Annotated in this window: 20 protein-coding genes and 2 pseudogenes; 12 read left to right on the forward strand and 10 right to left on the reverse strand. The window is 62.4% G+C overall.

Going from position 1 to position 20845, the window contains the following annotated elements; all coding sequences use genetic code 11:
• The first annotated feature begins 310 nt into the window (after positions 1-310).
• A complete protein-coding gene (locus tag X739_RS144980; protein WP_023782907.1) occupies positions 311-967 on the forward strand; it encodes an outer membrane protein in 657 nt (218 codons plus the stop codon).
• 60 nt (positions 968-1027) lie between these two features.
• Here the strand turns inward: X739_RS144980 and X739_RS144975 are convergent, their stop codons facing one another.
• Positions 1028-1624: a glutathione S-transferase family protein gene (locus X739_RS144975; RefSeq protein ID WP_023773419.1), complete on the reverse strand. Its 597-nt coding sequence runs from the start codon at positions 1622-1624 to the stop codon at positions 1028-1030.
• Positions 1625-2049: 425 nt separating this feature from the next.
• A complete protein-coding gene (locus X739_RS1000000168310) occupies positions 2050-2520 on the reverse strand; it encodes a hypothetical protein (protein WP_032924340.1) in 471 nt (156 codons plus the stop codon).
• A gap of 543 nt (positions 2521-3063) precedes the next feature.
• On the opposite strand from X739_RS1000000168310, the gene X739_RS144970 reads away from it, so the two are divergent.
• Positions 3064-3375, forward strand: coding sequence for a transcriptional regulator (locus tag X739_RS144970; protein WP_023773416.1), 312 nt, complete (start codon positions 3064-3066; stop codon positions 3373-3375).
• A gap of 51 nt (positions 3376-3426) precedes the next feature.
• On the opposite strand, the pseudogene X739_RS144965 reads toward X739_RS144970, so the two are convergent.
• From X739_RS144965 to X739_RS144945, 5 genes and pseudogenes are all read right to left on the reverse strand, one after another.
• A pseudogene (locus tag X739_RS144965) lies at positions 3427-3669 on the reverse strand (EamA family transporter); the annotation flags it as partial.
• 148 nt (positions 3670-3817) lie between these two features.
• Positions 3818-4270 (reverse strand): hypothetical protein, encoded by a 453-nt coding sequence (locus X739_RS144960; RefSeq protein WP_023773413.1) that lies wholly within the window; start codon positions 4268-4270, stop codon positions 3818-3820.
• Between the two features lie 186 nt (positions 4271-4456).
• Positions 4457-5320: a 23S rRNA (adenine(2030)-N(6))-methyltransferase RlmJ gene (locus tag X739_RS144955; protein ID WP_023795286.1), complete on the reverse strand. Its 864-nt coding sequence runs from the start codon at positions 5318-5320 to the stop codon at positions 4457-4459.
• Complete coding sequence (locus X739_RS144950) at positions 5317-5928, reverse strand: hypothetical protein (protein ID WP_023773411.1); 612 nt, start codon at positions 5926-5928, stop codon at positions 5317-5319. Before X739_RS144950 ends, X739_RS144955 begins: the two co-directional genes overlap by 4 nt.
• 19 nt (positions 5929-5947) lie before the next feature.
• Positions 5948-6625 carry a TetR/AcrR family transcriptional regulator C-terminal domain-containing protein gene (locus X739_RS144945; protein WP_023795287.1) on the reverse strand — a complete coding sequence of 226 codons (678 nt, stop codon included), beginning with the start codon at positions 6623-6625 and terminating at the stop codon, positions 5948-5950.
• Between the two features lie 85 nt (positions 6626-6710).
• On the opposite strand from X739_RS144945, the gene X739_RS144940 reads away from it, so the two are divergent.
• The 4 genes and pseudogenes from X739_RS144940 to X739_RS1000000170655 form a co-directional block, all read left to right on the forward strand.
• Positions 6711-7181, forward strand: a complete 471-nt coding sequence (locus tag X739_RS144940; protein WP_023782901.1) for a carboxymuconolactone decarboxylase family protein — start codon at positions 6711-6713, stop codon at positions 7179-7181.
• A gap of 360 nt (positions 7182-7541) precedes the next feature.
• Positions 7542-8459: a lysylphosphatidylglycerol synthase domain-containing protein gene (locus X739_RS144935; RefSeq protein ID WP_245273910.1), complete on the forward strand. Its 918-nt coding sequence runs from the start codon at positions 7542-7544 to the stop codon at positions 8457-8459.
• On the forward strand, positions 8456-9505 hold the full coding sequence (locus tag X739_RS144930) for a glycosyltransferase family 2 protein (protein WP_023795289.1): 1050 nt from the start codon (positions 8456-8458) through the stop codon (positions 9503-9505). Before X739_RS144935 ends, X739_RS144930 begins: the two co-directional genes overlap by 4 nt.
• Before the next feature lie 280 nt (positions 9506-9785).
• Positions 9786-9890: pseudogene (locus X739_RS1000000170655) on the forward strand (hypothetical protein); the annotation flags it as partial.
• A gap of 228 nt (positions 9891-10118) precedes the next feature.
• Here X739_RS1000000170655 and X739_RS144925 read toward each other — a convergent pair.
• Positions 10119-10568 carry a DNA polymerase III subunit chi gene (locus X739_RS144925; protein ID WP_023773406.1) on the reverse strand — a complete coding sequence of 150 codons (450 nt, stop codon included), beginning with the start codon at positions 10566-10568 and terminating at the stop codon, positions 10119-10121.
• A 9-nt stretch (positions 10569-10577) separates the two neighbouring features.
• On the reverse strand, positions 10578-12149 hold the full coding sequence (locus X739_RS144920; protein ID WP_023795290.1) for a leucyl aminopeptidase: 1572 nt from the start codon (positions 12147-12149) through the stop codon (positions 10578-10580).
• Positions 12150-12512: 363 nt separating this feature from the next.
• Here X739_RS144920 and lptF point away from each other — a divergent pair, with 363 nt between their 5' ends.
• The 6 genes from lptF to rsmA all read left to right on the forward strand — a co-directional run bounded on the left by lptF (position 12513) and on the right by rsmA (position 20122).
• Positions 12513-13715, forward strand: a complete 1203-nt coding sequence (gene lptF / locus X739_RS144915; protein ID WP_023795291.1) for an LPS export ABC transporter permease LptF — start codon at positions 12513-12515, stop codon at positions 13713-13715.
• The gene (gene lptG / locus X739_RS144910; RefSeq protein ID WP_023795292.1) at positions 13712-14797 is read left to right on the forward strand and encodes an LPS export ABC transporter permease LptG; all 1086 of its coding nucleotides are present in this window, start codon (positions 13712-13714) and stop codon (positions 14795-14797) included. The genes lptF and lptG overlap by 4 nt, the downstream gene beginning before the upstream one ends.
• Positions 14797-17235: an LPS-assembly protein LptD gene (locus X739_RS144905; RefSeq protein WP_023795293.1), complete on the forward strand. Its 2439-nt coding sequence runs from the start codon at positions 14797-14799 to the stop codon at positions 17233-17235. Before lptG ends, X739_RS144905 begins: the two co-directional genes overlap by 1 nt.
• Before the next feature lie 88 nt (positions 17236-17323).
• Positions 17324-18256, forward strand: coding sequence for a peptidylprolyl isomerase (locus X739_RS144900; protein ID WP_023773401.1), 933 nt, complete (start codon positions 17324-17326; stop codon positions 18254-18256).
• A gap of 13 nt (positions 18257-18269) precedes the next feature.
• Positions 18270-19283 carry a 4-hydroxythreonine-4-phosphate dehydrogenase PdxA gene (gene pdxA / locus X739_RS144895; protein WP_023782893.1) on the forward strand — a complete coding sequence of 338 codons (1014 nt, stop codon included), beginning with the start codon at positions 18270-18272 and terminating at the stop codon, positions 19281-19283.
• Complete coding sequence (gene rsmA / locus X739_RS144890) at positions 19283-20122, forward strand: 16S rRNA (adenine(1518)-N(6)/adenine(1519)-N(6))-dimethyltransferase RsmA (protein ID WP_023782892.1); 840 nt, start codon at positions 19283-19285, stop codon at positions 20120-20122. The genes pdxA and rsmA overlap by 1 nt, the downstream gene beginning before the upstream one ends.
• Positions 20123-20173: 51 nt before the next feature.
• On the opposite strand, the gene gmk is transcribed toward rsmA, so the two are convergent.
• Positions 20174-20830 (reverse strand): guanylate kinase, encoded by a 657-nt coding sequence (gmk, locus tag X739_RS144885; protein WP_023773399.1) that lies wholly within the window; start codon positions 20828-20830, stop codon positions 20174-20176.
• Between the last annotated feature and the right edge of the window lie 15 nt (positions 20831-20845).

The raw sequence follows: 20845 nt of genomic DNA on the forward strand, positions 1-20845 counted from the left end.
GCCCAGTTCGAGGTGCCGGGTCGTCTTGGACTCGGAACCGCAGGACCGCAATATAGGTCGCTGGAGTCCTTGCACCAAGCCGCGTGCAGCGCAGCACGAACTTGCTGCTGACATTTCGCTGTTGCGAAGATGCAACGTCAAGGTTCTGCCTCATTCGCGCCGGGGAATGACCCAAGTTCAGGTTCGGTTCAGCCGCATTTTGACACGACATTTGGAACCGACGAACGCCAGATCCGTTTCACCCCCCGGACGGGTCGATGGCGATCGTGAGAAACAAGCCTGTGTCCTGTGGCTTAAGGAGTAAAGAACAATGCAAGCCAATCTCAAATTCGCACGGCCGCTGGCTGTTGCGCTCGGGCTCTTCGCCCTCGGTGGTACCGCTTATGCCGCGGACGTCGTTTCGGAAGAGCCGCCGGCACCCGCTCCGGTTGTCGAACTTCCGGTCGCCTCGTGGGCCGGTCCCTATGCCGGTATCAACCTTGGCTACGGCTTCGGCGGCAAGACCAAGGAAAAGGATTTCGGCGTTTCGACCGATACCAAGGGTTTTGTCGGCAGTGTCTTCGGCGGCTATCAGTGGCAGCAGGAGAACTTCGTGTACGGCGGTGAAGCCGAACTCGGCTACAACGGCGTCAAGGGTGACGATAACGGCATCCACTCCAAGGGTGGCTTCGAAGGCTCGCTGCGTGCCCGTCTCGGCTACGCCGTGACCCCGGAAATCCTGCTCTACGGCACCGGTGGTCTCGCCGGCAGAAGCCTGAAGGTGGAAGACTCGGTCATTCCTGCCAGCGACACCGCCACCATGCTCGGCTGGACCGCTGGCGTCGGCACCGACATCAAGCTGACCGACAATGTCTTCGGCCGCGTCGAGTATCGCTATACCGACTTCGGCAGCAAGAGCTTCGACGGTATCGGCAAGGTCAAGGCGACGGACAACCGCGTCACCTTCGGCCTCGGTATGAAGTTCTAAGTCGTTCAAGCCACGACACGAAAAGCCGGGCCTCGCGCCCGGCTTTTTTATGCCGGTCGCTCAGGCCGGAACCGCGGACTTCAGCTCCGGGAATTTTTCGTCGAAACGCGCCGCCCAGCGGGTTAACCGGCCGCGCCCCTTCTCCCACCGACCGCCAAAGCGCAGCGAGAGATAGCCGAGGCAGGCACGCAATGCCAACTGACCGGCCGTGATCTTCTTCGGCAGCTTTGGCGGATTGGCATTGAGCAGATCGAGTGCTGCCGTGATCTTCGCCCACTGGCGATCGAGCCAGGGCTGATAGACCATCTCTTCAGGCCGGGTGCGGCGTTCGTAGACCATCGACAGCGCGCAATCGCAGATACCGTCGGCCAGCGCCTCCAGCACTTCCGCTTCCAGACGCTTGTCGGGATTGCGCGGAAACAACGCGTTCTTCGAAAGCCGGTTGAGGTGCTGGGTGATGGCGCGGCTGTCGTGAACCGAACGGCCATCGTCGAGCACCAGCACCGGGATCTTGCCGAGCGGATTGGCGCCGATCAGTTCGGCCGGCCTGTCCTCGGTCTTGACCGGCACCTCATCGAGGGTGATCCCGGCATAGGCCGCGGCCATCCTTACCTTGGAGCTGTAGGGAGAGCTGGACGCGTAGAGCAGCTTCGGCATGATGCGTTTCCTGTTTGCAAGCATACAGTGTTGACCGCAGGACTGTCGCGATCAATTGCCAGACTGCAAAAAAACAGCGGCCAGAAACCGGCTGCGGTTTCCGCCGTGGCATCACGACAAGCTCGATACCGGTACTGTGGAAAGTATCAGCAGGCCACGATAACAAGCCGCCGATTCGAACGTGCGCCCACACTTCCCTGGCACCCATGCTTCGCAGGCGCTAAGCGTCACGCCGATACCTTCGCCAACCGCCGCGAGGAGCGAAAGAGTTGGGCGAGCGAGGCAGCCAACCGGCGCCTCGCTTTGCTTGCCCCTCGGCCCCTTCCCGACGCTCAGCCCAGAGGGCTGAACCCGTTGCCGAACATACTGAGCGTCAGAGCGTCCTTGCCGGATCCCGAAGGACACGCGACGCCCCAACGATCCGTCTACTTCTTGGTCGGAGCCTTCGCCTTCGCAGGCGCTGCCTTTGCCTTCGGCGCCGCGGCTTTCTTCACCGCCGGCTTGGTCGCGGCGGCGGCTGCTTTCGCAGCTGGCTTGGCCGCCGGCTTCTTGGCCGGTGCCGCTTTTGCTGCCGGCCTCGCCGCAGTTTTCGCGGGAGCCGCCTTCTTGGCAGCGGGTTTGGCTGCGGGTTTGGCCGCCGCCTTGGCTGCAGGCTTCTTGGCCGGCGCCGGCTTCGCCGCGGCTTTCGCTGGCGCTGCCTTCTTCACTGCCGGCTTCGCGACAGCCTTGGCTGCCGCCGGCTTCTTAGCCGGTGCTGCCTTCGCTGCCGGCTTTGCCGCCGCCTTGGCAGGCGCTGCTTTCTTCACTGCAGCTGCGGCCTTCGCCGCGACCGCCTTTGCGGGTGCTTTCTTTGCCGGTGCCTTGGATGCCGGCGCTTTAGATGACTGCTTAGCCATGTCATGCCCCTTCACGTTATGCCGATGGCCGTGAATGACCCCGGCGCGCAATGCATATCTGACTCGCGTCTCGCTAGCCAGCGAAGCAATGGTATGATTTTCTCAACTTAAATTTTGGTTGCGATCTATACACAATCACACTCATCATCGCAAAATCCGCTGCTGATCTTCCGACGTCGCCAGCAAATCGATGCCGGCGTTCCCGATGCGATCTCGCCATCAAGATCCGAAGATTAGCGAGCCGCTTCACACATGATCTTTGGGGGTGAACATCATGACCCGCCGCGTCATCGAGGTGATCATCTTTTGCAGGTGCGCGGTTCGCGCGGATCACGAGCGCGATGCGACGCTCGACCTGAAGATCACCTTGTCAAGCATGTTCCGAGCATCGGCTTTCCGAGTGACAGAATACTCTGTGGTACAGAATATTCTGTCAACGAGATATGATCGCCTTCGATTTCGGCCATACAGAAGCAAGTGACACCGCAAAGTCGCCAAGCCATATTGCCACAACCGAAGGCTTTGCCGCATTGGAGCCTATTGATGAGCGCCGACGACATTATCCACCAGAGTACACGGCTCAGGATCATGGCCGTCCTGAACACGCTGGAAAGGCGCGAGGCCCTGGAGTTCATCCAGTTGAAAGCCATGATCGAAGTCACCGACGGCAATCTCGGAGCACATCTCGATACGCTGGCCAGGGCTGGCTATGTCGACATTGAAAAGCTTTTCGTCGGACGTCGACCGCAGACACGGATCAAGGCCACGACGGCCGGGCGGCGGGCCTTTCGCGGTCACATTGCCTATCTTCGCAAGATCATCGATCAGGCAGAGGCAACGCGTCGTAGAAAATAACAAGCGACGAGCCTTGGCTCACCGCCTCACGATACGGTGAGCCGCCCGTGCGCGGATCGCGGCGATCGGACCGGCAGGCCCGAGCGCGAAGGCGGCCACCACGACGCCATACGCCAGAAGCGCAAACAGGCCGCCGCCCATCGCCTTCCAGGTTTCCGGTGCCCGAGCATCGACAACAAGGTTGCAGCGAAAGGCGATGAAGATCGCCGGCAGCAATGCGCCATAGCCCAGGACCCAGGCGGTATAGGCGCCGACATTGCCCGCCGCACGAACGCCGATCGCGACGGCGGTCGATTGCCCGAACGTGAAATCTGGTTGACGATACATCCCGACCTTCGCCACCTCGCACGCAACGCGACGGTGATCGACTGGATCGAACGCACCATCACGAAACTGGGACGGATGTCCATTCCGGTTTAGCTGGATCAGGTTGAGAGAACCCTCAGCGCAGGACGCGGCAAAGGCCGTTATAGACCATCCAGCGATCGAAGCCAGAGACGCAGAACTCGACATTGTCGCCGATCGAGGCAAAGCCCTGGCCTTCCTCGATCAGATAGAAGATCGACCGGTCCCGGCCATCCGACAGGCTGACGGTTGCCCGGCAATAGTGACGGCCGATCGGCCATTCCTCGCTCGCCTGCTGATAGCGGTGCTGGCGAATGTCGCGAAAATCGGTGATGGCGACGTCAGGCAGATGAGGCACGTGATGCACCTGGTAGGAGAACCGATGCGTGATCTTGCTCAGCACCCATGTCTCGCCACAGACGCTGCCATCGTCCTCAGTATAGACGCCGAGGTCGGCCGCCTGGACCACCCGGGTGATACCGAGAGGCGCGGCAAGGGGCGTGCAGAGCGAAATCAGGGCAGCAAGTGCGGATTTGGCGAAGCGAGTCATGGCAGCCTCTCGATGTCAATTGCGTGCACTGTGCGGATTCGCTCGGCGGCGGTCAAGCGGTTGCCGAAACAATGGTTTCCAGAAACCGGCGCCGGGCAGTTGCTGTAAGCAGCAACCCGCAGGTAACTGCTAAGTTCCCCTGCGGACTGATCGTGCGGTCGGATGGAACGCGGCGATGGAAACTGACTATCCCGGCGGGATCTGCTCGCCGGCCAACCATTCCAGCGACCAATGGGCCGGCTTGCCCACGGCGAGCAATTTGTGCAGTGCCGGCAGTATGGTTTGCAGTTCGCCTTCCAGCGTGAAGGGCGGATTGACCACCACCATGCCGGTTCCATCGAGGCTGGGATCGGAAGAAGCCGGCCTGATCTCGAATTCTATGTCGAGGATTTTCGAGATGCCGGATTGCTTCAGCGCTTTCCTGAAGGCGATCACCGCCTTGCGGTCCTTGATTGGATACCACAGCGCGTAGATGCCGCTGGGCCAGCGCCTGTGCGCCTTCACCAGCCCGTCGACAAGGCGGCCGAACTCACCCTCTTCCTCGAAGGGCGGATCGATGAGCACCAGACCGCGCTTTTCTTTCGGCGGCAGGTGCGCTCCGAGCGCAAGCCAGCCGTCCAGTTCCATCACCTTTGTCTGGAAATCACCGGCGAACTCCGTCTTCAGCCTGGCGACGTCTTTCGGGTGCAGTTCGATCGCCGACAACCGGTCCTGCTTGCGCAGGAGATTGCGCGCGAGCAGCGGCGAGCCCGGATATTTCCTCACGCCGCCCTCGGGATTGAGCGAGCGCACCGCCGCCAGATAAGGCGCCAGCAACGCCGCCGCCTTCGCGTCGAAAGAGGCATCGACCAGCCTGCCTATGCCACCCTGCCACTCGCCGGTCTTGTGCGCTTCGAGTGACGACAGATCGTAGCGGCCAATTCCGGCATGCGTGTCGATGACGCGAAACGCCTTGTCCTTCTGCTTCAGGTAGTCGAGCAGGCGCGTCAGCACGACATGCTTGACGACATCGGCAAAATTGCCGGCGTGGTAGGCGTGGCGGTAGTTCACGTGGGGCCCCTGCCCCAACGTGGCGGCGGCGGCTGCGAATTCGGATTTTCCGGTCGCCCGCCAGCAGAACGCAAGGACAGCAAGAAACCGATCAGGCCGACCGCCATCAGCGAGAAGCCTATCGGCCGCGCGCGGCCGTCGATTTCCCCGGCACCGGAGCGCAAGACAAGGTCGACCGCTCGCATCGGTATGTCCTCCGCATCGCCTGGGCCGACCGTGAAGACGTAAGCGCCAGGGCTGACGGTGGCGATCAGGCCAGCCTCGTCGCGGAAGATCTTGTCGGGCAGTTGCGGGCTGGCCTGACGCGGATTGTCCACGTGGTTGAACTGCAGCGTCGACGCAAGCACCGTGTGGCCATTGGTGGCCGCGGTCAGCGTCAACACCGTGCGCTGCTGCGAAACGATGCGTTCGGCCCTCGCGGTCAGGTCCACCAGCACCCGCACCGGCGCATCGCGACCCCTAAGCGATACGGTCAGCGGCTTGAATCGGCCCTGCTCGTAGACCCGCCAGGTGCCGATTTCCCGGCCGGAAAAATTTGCCATTGCCCAGGGATACATGAGACCGATGCCGGTGCCGGCCAACAGGATCAGGACGAAGAGAAAGCGCATTCAGGCGGTCACCTTGCAATCAAACCTTGCCGGACGGTCTGCTTATATCGGCACCGTCGCGTAGGCGTTCCATTTCGTCCAGCAGCATGTCGAGACCGAGTTCGAAGGTCTTGTCGAATTCGGCGGCGCCAAAAAAACGCCCGGCCTCCACGACGTTTGGATAGTCCCTGGCAAGTTGATCGTCGCTGACCGTGTTCACCGCGGACGGGCCTCTGGAATAGCCCGCGTTCTCGTCCAGCACCGCGCCCATCAGATAATAACCCACGGCGCGGAAGAGCCGCGCACCGCGTTCCGCATCGAAGCCGCCATCCTTGAATAAGCCGATAATGCCGTTCAACCAGGCAAGGCAAGTCGGGGAATTCATCCGGTAGGTAACAATGAAAGTGGAATAGGCGGGATGCTCGCGGCCGATGCGGCGGAAATCGTCGGCGGCAACACGCATTCTTTGCCGCCAGGGAAGGCTGGCGTCGGGCACTTCAAGGGCGCCGATCAGCCGGTCGATCAGCGCCTCGTGCAGATGCGCCACCGAGGGGAAGTGATGGTAGATGCTCATGGCCTCGCAGCCGAGCGCGGCGGCGAGCTTGCGCATCGAAAAGCCGGAAAGGCCCTCCCTCTCGATCACCTCGAAGGCCGCGTCCTCGATCATTTCGCGCGACAGACGCCCGCGCGCTCTCTGTTTCGTGAGTGATTGATCCATAGCGCCGCTTGACAACTTACAGTGTAAGGTTCATTTTCGCCGTCACCTTACATCGTAAGGCTAACAAAGACCAGAGGAGAAAACCATGTCGTACCATCGCATCGTCAAATCCGTGCAGTCTTCGTCCCAGCATGTGTTCCTGTCCGCCGCCGCGGCCTGTGTCCTGTCGCTTGGCTCCCCGCCTGCCCATGCCGACGACTATGATGCAACCCTCAAGGACATACAGTCGACCATGGGCGGCGTACCAAGCTTTGTAAAACAGTTTCCCAAAACCGGTCTGCCCGGTGCCTGGGCCGAGGTCAAGGCCATCGAGCTCAGCGACAAGACGGCGCTGCCGCCCAAGGTCAAATCGTTGATCTCCTTGGCCGTGGCGGCGCAGATTCCTTGCACCTACTGCATCTGGTCGGACACACAGGACGCCAAGCGCGCCGGCGCTACCAACGAGGAGATCCAGGAAGCCGTGGCGATGGCGGCGCTGACTCGCCACTGGAGCACTATCTTCAACGGCATGCAGGTCGATTTCGACACATTCAAGAAGGAAATGGGCCGGCAGTAAGCCGCTTACGGTCCCGAACGAGCGACCGTTTTGTCATTGTCCTGCCAGGGCCGCCGGCAGTCGCGAGCCGTCCCCTGGCACCAGCCATTTTACCCCGGCCACTCTGGCGGCTGCTCGTCGTGCACCATGATGGGGTCAAGCTTGTGGATTCGGATGATTTGCTGATCTATAGGATCACCCACCGAGAGACCCGCGACCGTCTCAGGCCGGAGGGTCCTGGACAGGTGGCGCCAACGGTCGACGGCCGCATTCGCCCGACGGCAAGGCAGCGGGCCGCATGAAGCCGTGAATACTCGCGCACCACGCGGACGCTGCCGCGGAACGCGGCGGTGAAAGCCAACGGAGAATTGGTTGAAAAGAGTGATCTCCATAGTCGTGACACTGGCGCTGCTGGCCTGGCTCGTCAGCGACTCCCGCTGGAAGATGGTCGGCGATGCCTTCAGCAGCATCACGCCTGGTTCGTTCGTGACTGTCACGCTCGCTCTGTTCGTTACCTATGTCTTGCGGGCGCTGCGCGTCTGCGATGAATTCCGCGACGAGGTGAATGGCCGTTTCGGAGCCTGCCTGCGCGTCATTCTGATCCACAATGCGATGATCAACGTCGTACCCTTCCGGGGCGGCGAGACGGCCTTTCCCTTGCTCCTGCGCCAGGTCTTCGGCGTGCCGATCATGCGCGCCAGCGCCTCGCTGCTGTGGTTCAGGCTGCAGGACGCTTTCGTCGTCGGCGTGCTGGCCCTGGCGGTGTGGCCGGGCCTGCATGCGGCGATAAGGATCGCTGGAATCGCCGCCTTGATCGCTGGCGCTTGGTACCTGCCGCGCTGGGCGCGCGCGCCGCATGACTGGGCCGGGCGCGGCAGGATCGTGTCGAAGCTAGGCCTGCTTCGCGACACCTTCACCGAGGCGACCGGGCGCTCGCGTTACGGCTGGTGGTGGACGATCGCCAACTGGTCGCTAAAGCTCGCCGTGCAGGGATGGCTGCTGGCCCTGATACTGGGAACATCCTTCACGACGGCCTTTCCAGGCGTCGTCGGGGCCGAAGGCGCCGCGATATTGCCGGTGCAAGGCGTCGCCGGCTTCGGCACTTATGAAGCGGGAGCGGCGGCAGCGCTGCTCACGTCCGGAATCGCGATGAAGAGTGGTCTGCAGGCGGCACTGGCGCTGCACCTGTTCATCTTCTGCTCGGCTATCGCTACCGGCGCTATAGCCTGGCTGTTTCCCTCGAAATCGACGCTGCCAGGGACCCCGGCCGTCGGACCTGCAAGGAAGCCATCCCAATGAACATATTGCCCATCCCTGCTTCGGGGCTGCCGGACGGCGCGGTGATGCCGGACCATACGCTGTCCATCGTCGTGCCCATGTACAACGAGGCCGAAAACGTTGAGCCGCTGCTGACACGGATACACCAAGCGATGGAACGCTACGAGCAGCCGTGGGAGGTCGTGCTGGTCGATGACGGCAGCACAGACGCGACGGTGAGCGAGATCAGGCGCCTGGCTGCGCATTACGACCCGCATGTGCATGCGGTCGAACTCGTGCGCAATTACAGGCAGACCGCCGCGATGCAGGCCGGCATCGACGCGGCGCGCGGCGATGTCATCGCCACCATCGACGGCGACCTGCAAAATGATCCCTTCGACATCCCGCGCATGGTCTACCGCCTGCTGAGCGAGGATCTCGATTTGGTGGTCGGCTGGCGCAAGGACCGCCAGGAGGGGCTTTTGATGCGCAGACTCCCTTCACGTATCGCCAATGCGCTGATTGCGCGCGTCACCGGCGTGCGCCTCAAGGACTATGGCTGCAGCCTCAAGGTCTATCGCGGCAGCGTCATCCGCAGCGTCAAACTCTATGGCGAGATGCACCGCTTCATCCCGGCATGGCTGGCTACCGTGACCACCCCCAGACGCATCGCGCAGGAGGTTGTGACGCATCATGCCCGCATCCACGGCCAGTCCAAATACGGCATTTCGCGCACCTTCAGGGTCGTGCTCGATCTGGTGTTCATGTATTTCTTCATGCGCTATCGCACACGGCCCGGACATTTCTTCGGCGGCATCGGCATCGCGCTCGGCGCGCTGGGTTCGCTCATACTTGCCTATCTGCTTTGCCTGAAGCTGTTTTTCGCGCAAGACATCGGAACACGGCCGATGCTGTTCACTGGCTTCTTTCTGCTGATAGCTGGAGTGCAGATGGTGACGTCGGGCGTACTGGCGGAAATGCTGGCCCGCGTCTATCACGAGGCCAACGGATCATCGGCCTATGTCGCGCGTCCACGGCCGACGCCCGGCGACGATGACGGCTGGCTCCGCCCGGGCCGACCTTCATGAGGAGATCGGAACGCCATGGATATTCCATGGCCCCGAGCCCATGGCGGTCGAACGGCAAGAGATAGCGCGCAACTCTGCGCCCACCTATCGACGCTGCCTCTGCCTATGCCCAGCAGCGCGGGCGCTCGCTGTTAATCACGATCGAGCCGTGGACCTGGTCGAAGGACTGGCGCATCACCCCGCCCCGAGCTGGGTGCAGGAAATGGTAGACAAGAGCGGTGGCTTCACCTGGGCCAACTGGGCACCCAAGGACTGGATTTCGCTTACGAGCGCGAAGTCGATGTCTGCCGCAAGGCTGGTTGCCCCTTCGCCTGCTCCGTTCTTGTTTTTGCATCGCCAGACCGGCAAGGCGATCTACAAGCGCAAGTCGCCTGATGGCGAGTGGCACGTTTTCAGGAGCTCGCATCGGAACCGGTCGGACGAGTCCATGAAGTTGAATACGGCAACTACGCCACCGGGAAACAGAACCGGATCAGGGCAAGGCTTTAGAACTGTCATGCGAAAGCCGCCGGGCTGGAGCTGTTGTTCGTTTCTCGCTTCGTTCTTGTGCAATTCGCCACGCGAAGCGCTGCGCGCTTTTCCCGGGATAGGTCCACACTTTCCGTGGGTTGCCCTACGCCTTGCGCTCCCAGCGGCGGTCCGCGGTTTGCTGCCAGTAGGTCACGGCGTGGCCCGCGTCCTTCATCGTCTTCCAATGCGCCCGGGCCATCTCGACCTGGGCCGCGTCATGGCCGTCGAACAGGAACACCGCACGCTCATAGCCGCCGAGGTCGGGCGGCGCCGCGCCGTCTATGAGGAACCTGATCTTGGCTTGGTTGGGATTGCCGTCGCCGGTGGTCAACAGGATTGGCTGTTCACCGGGGTAAGCTTCGCGATCAGTCGCGTGCGCCAGGAAGGAATCGTCGCGGAAAGTCCACAGATGCTGGTCGAGCGCGTCGCGCCGCTCCTCGGTGCCGGTCTGCACCACGGCGCGCCAGCCGCGATCGACACTGCGCTCGAGCAGGCCCGGCAGCGCATCCTCCAACGTCGATTCGGTCAGATGGTAGAACAGCACATCGGCCATGGATGAACGTCAGCTCTCGTAGTGATCACGCACCAGCCGGTCCAGCAGCCGAACACCGAAACCCGAACCCCAGGACTGATTGATCTCATTCAACGGCGAGCCCATCGCGGTCCCGGCAATATCGAGATGCGCCCAGGGCGTGTCCTTGACAAAGCGCTGCAGGAACTGCGCGGCAATGATCGCGCCGCCGTAGCGGCCGCCGATGTTCTTCATGTCGGCGTTCTTGGAATCGATCAGCTTGTCGTATTCGGCGCCGAGCGGCATGCGCCACAGCCGTTCCTGCGTTGAGTGTCCGGCCGCGGTCAGCCTTTGCGCCAGTTCGTCGTCATTGGAGAACAGGCCGGCATAATGCAGGCCGAGCGCAACCATGATGGCGCCGGTCAGCGTTGCCAGGTTGACCATGAATTTTGGCTGGAAGCGGTCGTTGCAGTACCACAGCGCGTCGGCCAGAACGAGGCGCCCCTCCGCGTCGGTGTTGAGCACCTCGATGGTCTGTCCCGACATGGAGGTGACGATATCGCCGGGGCGCTGGGCATGACCGTCGACGGCGTTTTCGACAAGACCGATGATGCCGACGACATTGGCCTTGGCCCTGCGCGCGGCGAGCGCATGCATCAACCCGGTCACGGCGGCAGCCCCGCCCATGTCGCCCTTCATATCCTCCATGCCCGAGGCCGGCTTGATCGAATTGCCTCCGGTGTCGAATGTGACACCCTTCCCGACGAAGGCGACAGGCCTGTCCTTGGGCTTGCCACCGTTCCATTGCATGACAGCCATGCGGGCGCCTCGGGGCGAGCCTTGCGCGACGCCCAGCAGCGAGCCCATGCCGAGCTTCTTCATCTCCTTCTCGGTCAGGATCTCGACGCTGACGCCGAGCGCCTCGAGTTCCTTGGCGCGGGCGGCGAACTCGACAGGTCCCAGCACGTTTGCCGGTTCGTTGACGAGATCGCGCGCCAGAAGCACACCGTCGATCACCGCCTCGGCATCGGCGAAAGCTTTCTTGGCGCCTGCAGGATCGGCGGTATGAATGGTCACCTTGACCGGCCTTTTCGGGTCGGCCTTACCGCTCCCTTGGCCGCTCCCTTGGCCGCTCCCTTGGCCGCTCCCTTGACCGCCCCCCTGTCCGTCGTCCTTATCCTTCCTGGTCTTGTACTTGTCGAAGGAATAGCTGCGCAAAAGAATGCCCGCCGCGAGGTTCGCGGCGTCCTTGCCATCGGGCGAGGCGCCGGCCAGGTCGAGCACCACGGCCACGTCGGTTGCCTTGCGCAGCGATGCCGCAACGGTGCCGCCGAGCTTCAGCCAGGCATATTCGTCGAGCCCAGCGACCTTGCCGGCGCCGATCGCGACCAACCTGTCGAGCGACGTTGTTTGCGGCGCCAGGATTTCGACGATGCCGGCGAGCTTGCCGGTAAACTCGGCGATCGGGAAAGCCCGATCCAGCGTCTTGCCCGGATCGTAAGCCCTGGCCGAATCGCTCAGGCCGCCATTATCCGCCGACAGCACGAAGACCGTGCCCTTCCTGCTCGCCGCCGCCTGGGGCGCGGCGAATTTCGCAAAGGCGATCGACGGTCTCGGGTTCATCATGTCCTGCTTTCGGGGATTGGGCGACTTTGCGCGAAGCGGTTTGAAGCGATCCGCGACATTTGGTCGTTTTCCTGCATTTGGCAAGACTTTGCCAAAATGGCTACCCATATGTGACGTGGAATCGAGGCGATTCGTCGCGGCACGGCCCCGCTTCATGCCGCAACCTGTTGTTAACCATCGATGTTCGTCCTTTCTTATCCATTGCCGCCGACACTCCGACCCGCTGCGGCACGCGACGTGGGACGGGAACCGGATCGCCTGCCTGATGCAGCCCAACGGAGCCAGTTGTGCGGGCGTGGCCGGACAGCTACCCTTAGCGTGGTGGCATGATGCCGTTCGAGAAAATCGAGTAAAGCCTTCATGAAGGTCATTGAACGCTACATCATGCGCCGCACTTTCGTTGTCTTCATCGCAGCGCTGGTCTGGACGCTGGCCATCGTGTGGACGACGCAGGTGCTGGCCAAGATCAATCTGGTCACCGACAGCGGCCAGTCGGCTTTGACTTTCTTCGAGGTCGCGTCTCTCATTCTCCCGTCCATCGTTCCGATCGTCGTACCTTTCGCGCTCGTGGTGGCGGTCGCGCAGACACTCAGCGTGATGAATTCGGATTCGGAACTCGCGGTGGTCAATGCATCGGGTGCCTCGCGCTGGCTCATCGTGCGGCCGATCATGCTGCTGGCGCTGGCCGCCAGCGTCTTTTCGTTCGCCGTGGACAACGGGATCGACCCCTATGCACGACAAAAGAACCGCGCCCTGGTGGCGGAGTCGCGCGCCGACCTTTTGTCGCTGATCATTCAGGAAGGCACCTTCCGCAAGATCGAGGAAGGACTGTTCCTGCAGATTGGCGAGCGGCTTCCCGACAACCGGCTGGGTGGCATCTTCGTCGCCGATTCCCGTGAGGAAGGCGTCAATCTCGTCTATTATGCCAAGACCGGCAGCATCATCGAGCGGGGCGGCGAAAAGGTGTTGATGATGAATGACGGCGTCATCCATCGCAAGACGCTGACAGGCGACCTCAGTGTCATCCGGTTCACGTCCTATGCCTTCGACATGTCGGCCTTTATGTCGGCGGCCAACCAGGTAACGCTCCTGCCAAAGGACCAGACCACCCAGTACCTGCTCAATCCAAGCCCCAACGACAAGAACTACCAGCAAAGTCCGCAGGAGTACCGGGCGGAGGTCGACCAGCGGTTTTCAGAATGGACATACTCCATGGTTTTCGCACTGATCGCGCTCGCGGTCGCGGGAGACGCGCGCTCGCATCGCGAGGCGCGCGTCAATCCGCTGATCACCGCCATCGCGATATCGCTGTTCGTACGCTGGCTGGGATTCTTCGCCGCGAGCAAGGCCGACGAGGTCCCGCAATATTCCTATGTGGTCTATGGCATACCGATCGCGGCTTCCGCGGTGGCGATCTGGTTCATCGTGTCGAACAGGACCATGGAACTGCCGGTTGCCTGGGCGGACTGGATGACAAACCTAGCCGGCCGCATCGGTGAAGGGTGGAATGCCCTCAAGTCGCGTTTGTCCAGGCGCGACACCTCGGGCCAGGGAGTCGGCTGATGGGCTGGACGCTGGGCCGTTACTTCTTCTTCCGTTACGTGGCGATCACGATCTGGTTCTTCATCGGCCTTCTGGCGCTGGTATTCCTGATCGATTTCACGGAATTGTCGGGCCGCACCACTGGCCTGCCGGGCTTCACCTATGGGACGGCGATGGCCATTTCAGGCCTTCGAATGCCCATGATCATGCTGCAGACGGTGCCGTTTGTTGGCTTGTTCTCGGCGATGGCGACGCTGGTTTCGCTCAACCGACGTTACGAACTCGTCATCGCGCGGTCCGCGGGCGTTTCCGCCTGGCAGTTCCTTTTGCCGTGCTGCATCGGCGCATTGCTGTTCGGCGTCGTGTCGGTCGGGATCATCAACCCGCTTGCCGCCCACGCTTTCTCCTTGTCCGAACAGATCGAGACCGAGCTGCGCTCCGGCAAGTCCAATACCGTTTCAGCCGATGCCGCGCCCTGGATTCGCCAGAAAACCAGTTCCGGCGACACGATCATCGGCGCGCGGGCCATCCTCGACCAGGGCCTGGAGATGGCCGATGCCGTGTTTTTCATCCTCGACCAGCAAGGCAACATCGTCGAGCGCAAGGACGCCGCACGGGCCTACCTGCGCGACGGCTATTGGGAATTGCAGGATGTAAAGACCTTCAGGAACGGCACCATCCAGCCCGTCGCGAGCGATCGTGTGCCGACCAATCTGAAGCCGGAATTCGTGCAGGAGCGGCTGGCGCGCCCGGAGACAATTCCCTTCTATGACCTGCCCGGAAAAATCGAGGTTGCCCGTTCCTTCGGCCTCAAGGCAAATGCCTTTGCCATGCAGTTTGATTCGCTGGTGGCGTTGCCGTTCCTGCTCGTCGCCATGACGCTGATTGCTGCAACAGTTTCAATGCGGTTTGCGAGGATGGGACAATCGGCAACGATGATTCTGGGTGGCGTCGTTGCCGGGTTTCTGCTTTATGTCGTTTCGGTGCTGGTGAAGGCGTTCGGCGTGGCGGGGTTCGTGCCGACAGCCATAGCCGCCTGGGTGCCGGTCGTGGTAGCTATGTTCTTCGGGGTGACTTTCCTGCTATACAAGGAAGACGGCTAGTGAGGGAGGCGTTTTTGCCCAGCGACAGGCAGGCCCATTTGGCGCGCCTTTATGCGGCGAGCGCCTTGGCGTGCCTGCTTGCCTGCGGCGTCCCGCTGCCGGCCTTCGCGCAGGAGGTCGGCAACTTGGCGACCACCGTTCCATCCGGTTCGCAGATGCTGCTGGCCGCTGACACGCTGGAATACAACAACGACAACCAGACCGTGACCGCCGTCGGCGGCGTGCAGATCGACTATGGCGGCAACCGCCTCGTCGCCCAGAAGGTCGTCTACAACCGCAACACCAAGCGGATGGTTGCCAGCGGCAATGTCGAGATCGTCAACAGCGACGGCACCAAGATCAATTCGCAGCACATCGACATCACCGACGATTTCGCCGACGGTTTCGTCAACGCGCTGCGCGTTGAAACGGTCGACAAGGCCTATTTCGCCGCCGAAAGCGCCGAACGCATGGGCGGTGTGCTGACCACCTTCCACAATGGCGTCTACACCGCCTGCGAACCTTGCGAGGACAAGCCCGACAAGGCGCCGACATGGCGCGTCAAAGCCAGGAAGATCATCTGGAACGGTGAGAAGAAGACGGTTCGCTTCGAGAACGCGAATTTCGAGTTCTTCGGCTTTCCACTGGCCTACCTGCCGGCGTTCGAGATCGCCGATCCCACAGTGAAGCGCAAGAGCGGCTTCCTGATCCCCAGCATCGGCTACAACAGCCATCTGGGGTACAGCGTCAAGGTTCCCTATTATTTCGCCCTTTCGCCGACATATGATCTGACTGTGACCGGAAGCGGTTACACCAAGCAGGGCTTCCTTGGCGAAGCCGAATGGCGCCAGCGCTTCAACAACGGCGAATACACATTTAAGGTCGCCGGGATCCAGCAGCAGAATCCGGACGACTTCCTCGACGGCGCCGCGTTCCCCTCGACCGCTGGCCACAATATCGATTCCGGTGCGGTGGGCGATCCGAACAAGTTCCGCGGCATGATGGGCACGCAAGGGCAGTTCGCCATCAACGAACGCTGGAATTTCGGCTGGGACGTGTTGCTGCAGACCGACAAGAACTTCTCGAATACCTACAACATCGCCAAGTACAATTCGTACGTCCATCAGTCCTCGGTCTACCTCACGGGCCTCAATGATCGAAATTATTTCGACGTGCGCGCCATGCATTTCGAGGTCCAGGAAGATACGCCCAACGACAATCCCGCCGCGCGAAGCGGTCAGCAGCCCTGGGTGCTGCCCTCGCTCGACTATGCCTATATCCCCGACACATCGGTCGCCGGCGGCCAGTTGTCGCTCAACGTCAATACGCGCGTCATCCGCCGCGAAGATCTCGACGAGACCTACTTTACCCCGTACGTACCCGGCTCGGGTACGCAACGCGTGCGCGGTATCGAAGGCGAATCCAGCCGTCTCACCGCCGAAGCCGAGTGGAAACGGAGCTTTGTCACCGATGACGGGCTGGTGTTGACACCGCTGCTGGCGCTGCAAGGCGACGTCGACTATGTCAGAGCGTCATCGGCCTCGCTCACCGCGATCAACCAGATGGCGACGAACCTGGGCGAGCAGGACGACATGCGCTCGTCCTTTGCCCGCTACATGGCGACTGCCGGGCTCGAGATGAGTTGGCCCCTGTTGTTCTCGCTGGCCAGCGGGTCGAGCCACGTTGTCGAGCCGATGGCACAGGTCTTCCTGCGTCCGAACGAACAGTATGTCGGCGGCCTCTCCATTCCGAACGAAGACGCGCAGAGCATGGTTTTCGATGCGACCACGCTCTTCGAGCGCGACAAGTTCTCAGGTTATGACCGTATCGAGGGCGGCTCGCGTGCCAATGTCGGGCTGCGCTATTCCGGCTCCTACATCAATGGCTGGGGCACCAATGCCATCTTCGGCCAATCCTATCAGATTGGCGGCGAGAACTCCTTCGCGGCACCCGACCTCGTCAATGTCGGAGCAAATTCAGGCCTTGAGACCACCAAGTCCGACTATGTCGGCCTGTTTGGCATAACCAGCCCCAATGGATTCGCGGCATCGGTCAGCGGCCGGTTCGACGAACAGAGCTTCGAGATCCGCCGCGCCGAGCTGAAAGCTGCCTATTCCGGCCTGCCGGTGTCGTTGAGCGCCAAGTATGCCTTCATCCAGGCCCAGCCGCTCTACGGTTTCACCACCGACCGTCACGAGGTCACGCTCGGCGCATCCACCCATCTTGCCGAGAACTGGCGCGTGTTCGGGACAGGAACCTACGATTTGCAGGAGGGCCTGCTGGTCAAGGACGGGGTGGGCTTCGCCTACAACGATTCCTGCTTCACCTATCTGATGACGTACGCGCAGTCGCGTGACCTGAACACCAGGGAAGTGACGCAGAGCATCGGATTCAACCTCTCGTTCCGTACCCTCGGCGACTTCGGCTCGTCGAGCAACGGAGTCGACACCATCCAATAGGCGGCGACATCGTTTCGCCGCATAGGGCTGGCACGGATTCGCGCATCCGGAAGGGGACGGAACGGGCGGAGCCGGGAATAGAATTGGGATGCCAAGGATGAGGAAATACCTCTTTTCAGCAGGGTTCGCGTTGCTTGTGGCGGCGACATCCGTGTCGATGACCGTCATGACGCCGCCGGCTTTCGCCAGCGAGATCAAATACGTCGTCAACGACATACCGATCACCACCGGTGATATCGCCCATCGTGCCGCCTTCCTGAAGCTGCAGCGCAAAAAGGGTGATGCTGGCCAGGAAATGATCGACCAAACGCTGCGCCTCGCCGAGGCCAGGCGGCTTGGCATCCGCATCAACGATGCCCAGGTCGAGGCCGCTTATCAGCGCTTCGCCACCAACAACAAAATGCAGCTCGGCCAACTCGACGGCGTCATGGAAAAATCCGGTGTCGGCAAGGATCATTTCAAGGAGTTCATCCGCGCCCAGATGGCCTGGAATCAGGCCCTGAGCGCGCGCTACCGTTCCGGCGAAGGCGGCAGCGTGACCGAACAGGACGCGGTGCGACGCATGCTCGACAAGGGCGGCGCCAAGCCGAGCGCCATGGAATACATGCTGCAGCAGGTCATCTTCGTCGTGCCCGCGGCCGAACGCAGCGCGACGCTGGCCAAGCGCAAGCGCGAGGCCGACGCCATGCGCGCTCGCTTCAACGGCTGCAACACGACGCGCGAGTTCGCCAAGGGCCTGATCGACGTCACGGTTCGTGATCTCGGCCGGATTCTGGCACCGCAACTGCCGCCAGACTGGGCCGAGCAGATCAAAGCGACCAAGGTCGGCGGCGCCACCGTTACGCGCGAGACCGAACGCGGCGTCGAATTCATCGGCATTTGCTCTTCGCGCGAAGTGTCCGACGACAAGACCGCCCAGATGGTGTTCCAGAGCGAAGGTTCCAACGACAAGGCCGCAGACGATCTCAGCAAGAAATATGTCGACGAGCTGAAGGCCAAAGCCCGCATCGTCAAGCGCTGACGTGGGTAGCGCGATGACCGCGCTGGCGTTGAGTGTCGGCGACCCATCCGGTATCGGCCCTGAAATAGCCATCGCCGCCTTCCTTGCGCGTGACGATGTCGGCTTGCCCCCCTTCTATCTGCTGGCCGACCCGGCTGCGGTCGCCACACGCGCGCGCCACCTCGGCGTTTTGCTGCCCGTCGAGGAGGTGACGCCGGTGCAGGCGACCGAGGTCTTTGGCCACGCCTTGCCGATCGTCCCGCTGACGGCCCGCTTCATCGACAGCCCCGGCCGGCCGGACCCGGCCAATGCGGCCGGCATCGTCGAAGCGATCGACCGAGCGGTCGCCGCCTGCCTTGCCGGTGAGGCCGCCGCCGTCGTGACCTGCCCGATTGCCAAGAAGCCGCTCTACGATGCGGGCTTCCTTTTTCCCGGCCACACCGAATATCTGGCGCATCTCGCGGCTCGGCACAGCGGCGTCGAGGCGATGCCGGTGATGATGCTGGCAGGCCCGGACCTGCGCACGGTTCCCGTCACCATCCACATCGCCCTGGCCGAGGTGCCGAAGGCCCTGAGCACCGAATTGATCGTCGCTACCGCGCGCATCACCGCGGCCGACCTTGCCAGCCGCTTCGGTGTCGCCAAGCCGCGGCTCGCCATTGCCGGCCTCAATCCGCATGCCGGCGAAGGCGGCTCCATGGGCACGGAAGACGAGCATGTCGTGCGCCCGGCGGTCGACATCCTGCGCGCCGAAGGCATCGATGCTTTCGGGCCCCTGCCCGCCGACACGCTGTTCCATGCCCGGGCGCGAGCAGGCTACGACGCAGCACTTTGCATGTATCACGATCAGGCCTTGATCCCGGCCAAGGCGCTGGCCTTCGACGACGCGGTCAATGTCACGCTGGGGCTGCCCTTCATCCGCACCTCGCCCGACCACGGCACCGCCTTCGACATCGCCGGCAAGGGCATTGCGCGGCCCGACAGCCTGATCGCGGCGCTGAAGCTCGCCAGAAAACTCGCCGACACCGACGCGAAGGCCGGGGCCTGATGAGCATCGATGGGCTGCCGCCGCTGCGCGACGTCATCGAGCGTCATGGACTGCAGGCGAAAAAGGCGCTTGGGCAGAACTTCCTGCTCGACCTCAATTTGACAGGCAAGATCGCGCGCAGCGCCGGCGACCTGACAAATGCCACGGTGATCGAGGTCGGGCCTGGGCCCGGAGGGCTGACGAGGGCGCTGCTTTCCAACGGCGCCCGCCGGGTCGTCGCCATAGAACGCGACGAACGCTGCCTGGCAGCGCTTGCCGAAATCTCGGCTCATTACCCCGGCCGGCTGGAGGTGATTTCGGGCGACGCGCTGAAGACCGACTTCGCCGCTCTCGTCGCGGCGGCGGCTGGAGATAGTGGGCAGGTGCGGATCGTGGCCAATCTGCCATACAACATCGGCACGGAACTGTTGGTCCGATGGCTGACGGTCACGGACTGGCCGCCCTTCTATGCCTCGATGACTTTGATGTTCCAGCGCGAGGTCGCCCAGCGCATCGTCGCAGCGCCCGACAGCGACGCCTATGGCAGGCTGAGTGTGCTCGCCGGCTGGCGCACGCAGGCCAGGATCGCCTTCGACGTGCCGCCTCAGGCCTTCACGCCACCGCCCAAGGTCACCTCTTCGGTGGTGCATCTCGAACCCCGCACGACACCCCTGCCCGCCGATGTGAAGAAACTCGGTCGGGTCACGGAAGCCGCCTTCGGCCAACGCCGAAAGATGTTGCGGCAAAGCGTGAAAAGCCTTGGCGGCGAGGCCTTGCTCGAACGAGTGGGGATCGACCCGACACGACGCGCCGAAACGCTTAGCGTCGAGGAGTTCGTGCGGTTGACCAATGCGGTCTAGCTCTCTCCTCCCCGCTCACGCAGGGCTGTCTGGAGAGAAGGAAAAAAGCGGTCAATCCGTCTTCTCGTCCAGCAAGCCCGATACGAAATCGAAAAGACCCGGCCGGCGGTCGCGGCGCAGCCGCTCGGCCACGACGATGCCGCGCACTTCAGCGAAAGCACGGTCTAGATCGTCGTTGACGATGACGAAGTCATATTCCTTCCAGTGCTCGATCTCGTTGCGGGCGTTCTTGAGCCGCGTCTCGATCACTGCTTCCTGATCCTCGGCGCGGCGCTTCAGCCGAGCCTTCAATTCCTTCATCGACGGAGGCAGGATGAAGATCGAGACGATGTCGGCGCGCATCTTCTCCTTGAGCTGCTGGGCGCCCTGCCAGTCGATGTCGAACAGCATGTCGCGTCCCTGCGCCAGCGCCAGTTCGGCAGGCTCGCGCGGCGTCGCATAGCAATTCCCATGCACTTCGGCCCACTCGAGCAGCGCGTCGGAATCACGCAGCCGCTCGAATTCGCGCATCGTGCGGAAATGGTAGTGAACGCCCTCGATTTCCGAGCCGCGGCGAGGCCTTGTGGTGACCGAGACCGACAGTTCGAGGCTGGAATCGCTCTCCAGAAGGTTGCGCGCGATCGTCGACTTGCCGGCACCCGATGGTGACGACAGGACGAGCATCAAGCCCCGGCGGCGGATGCGGGATCCCAAATCCCTGGCAACCATCGGTTCCTTGGCAAC

This window comes from Mesorhizobium sp. LNHC209A00 (assembly GCF_000502915.1).
Classification (GTDB): Bacteria; Pseudomonadota; Alphaproteobacteria; order Rhizobiales; family Rhizobiaceae; genus Mesorhizobium.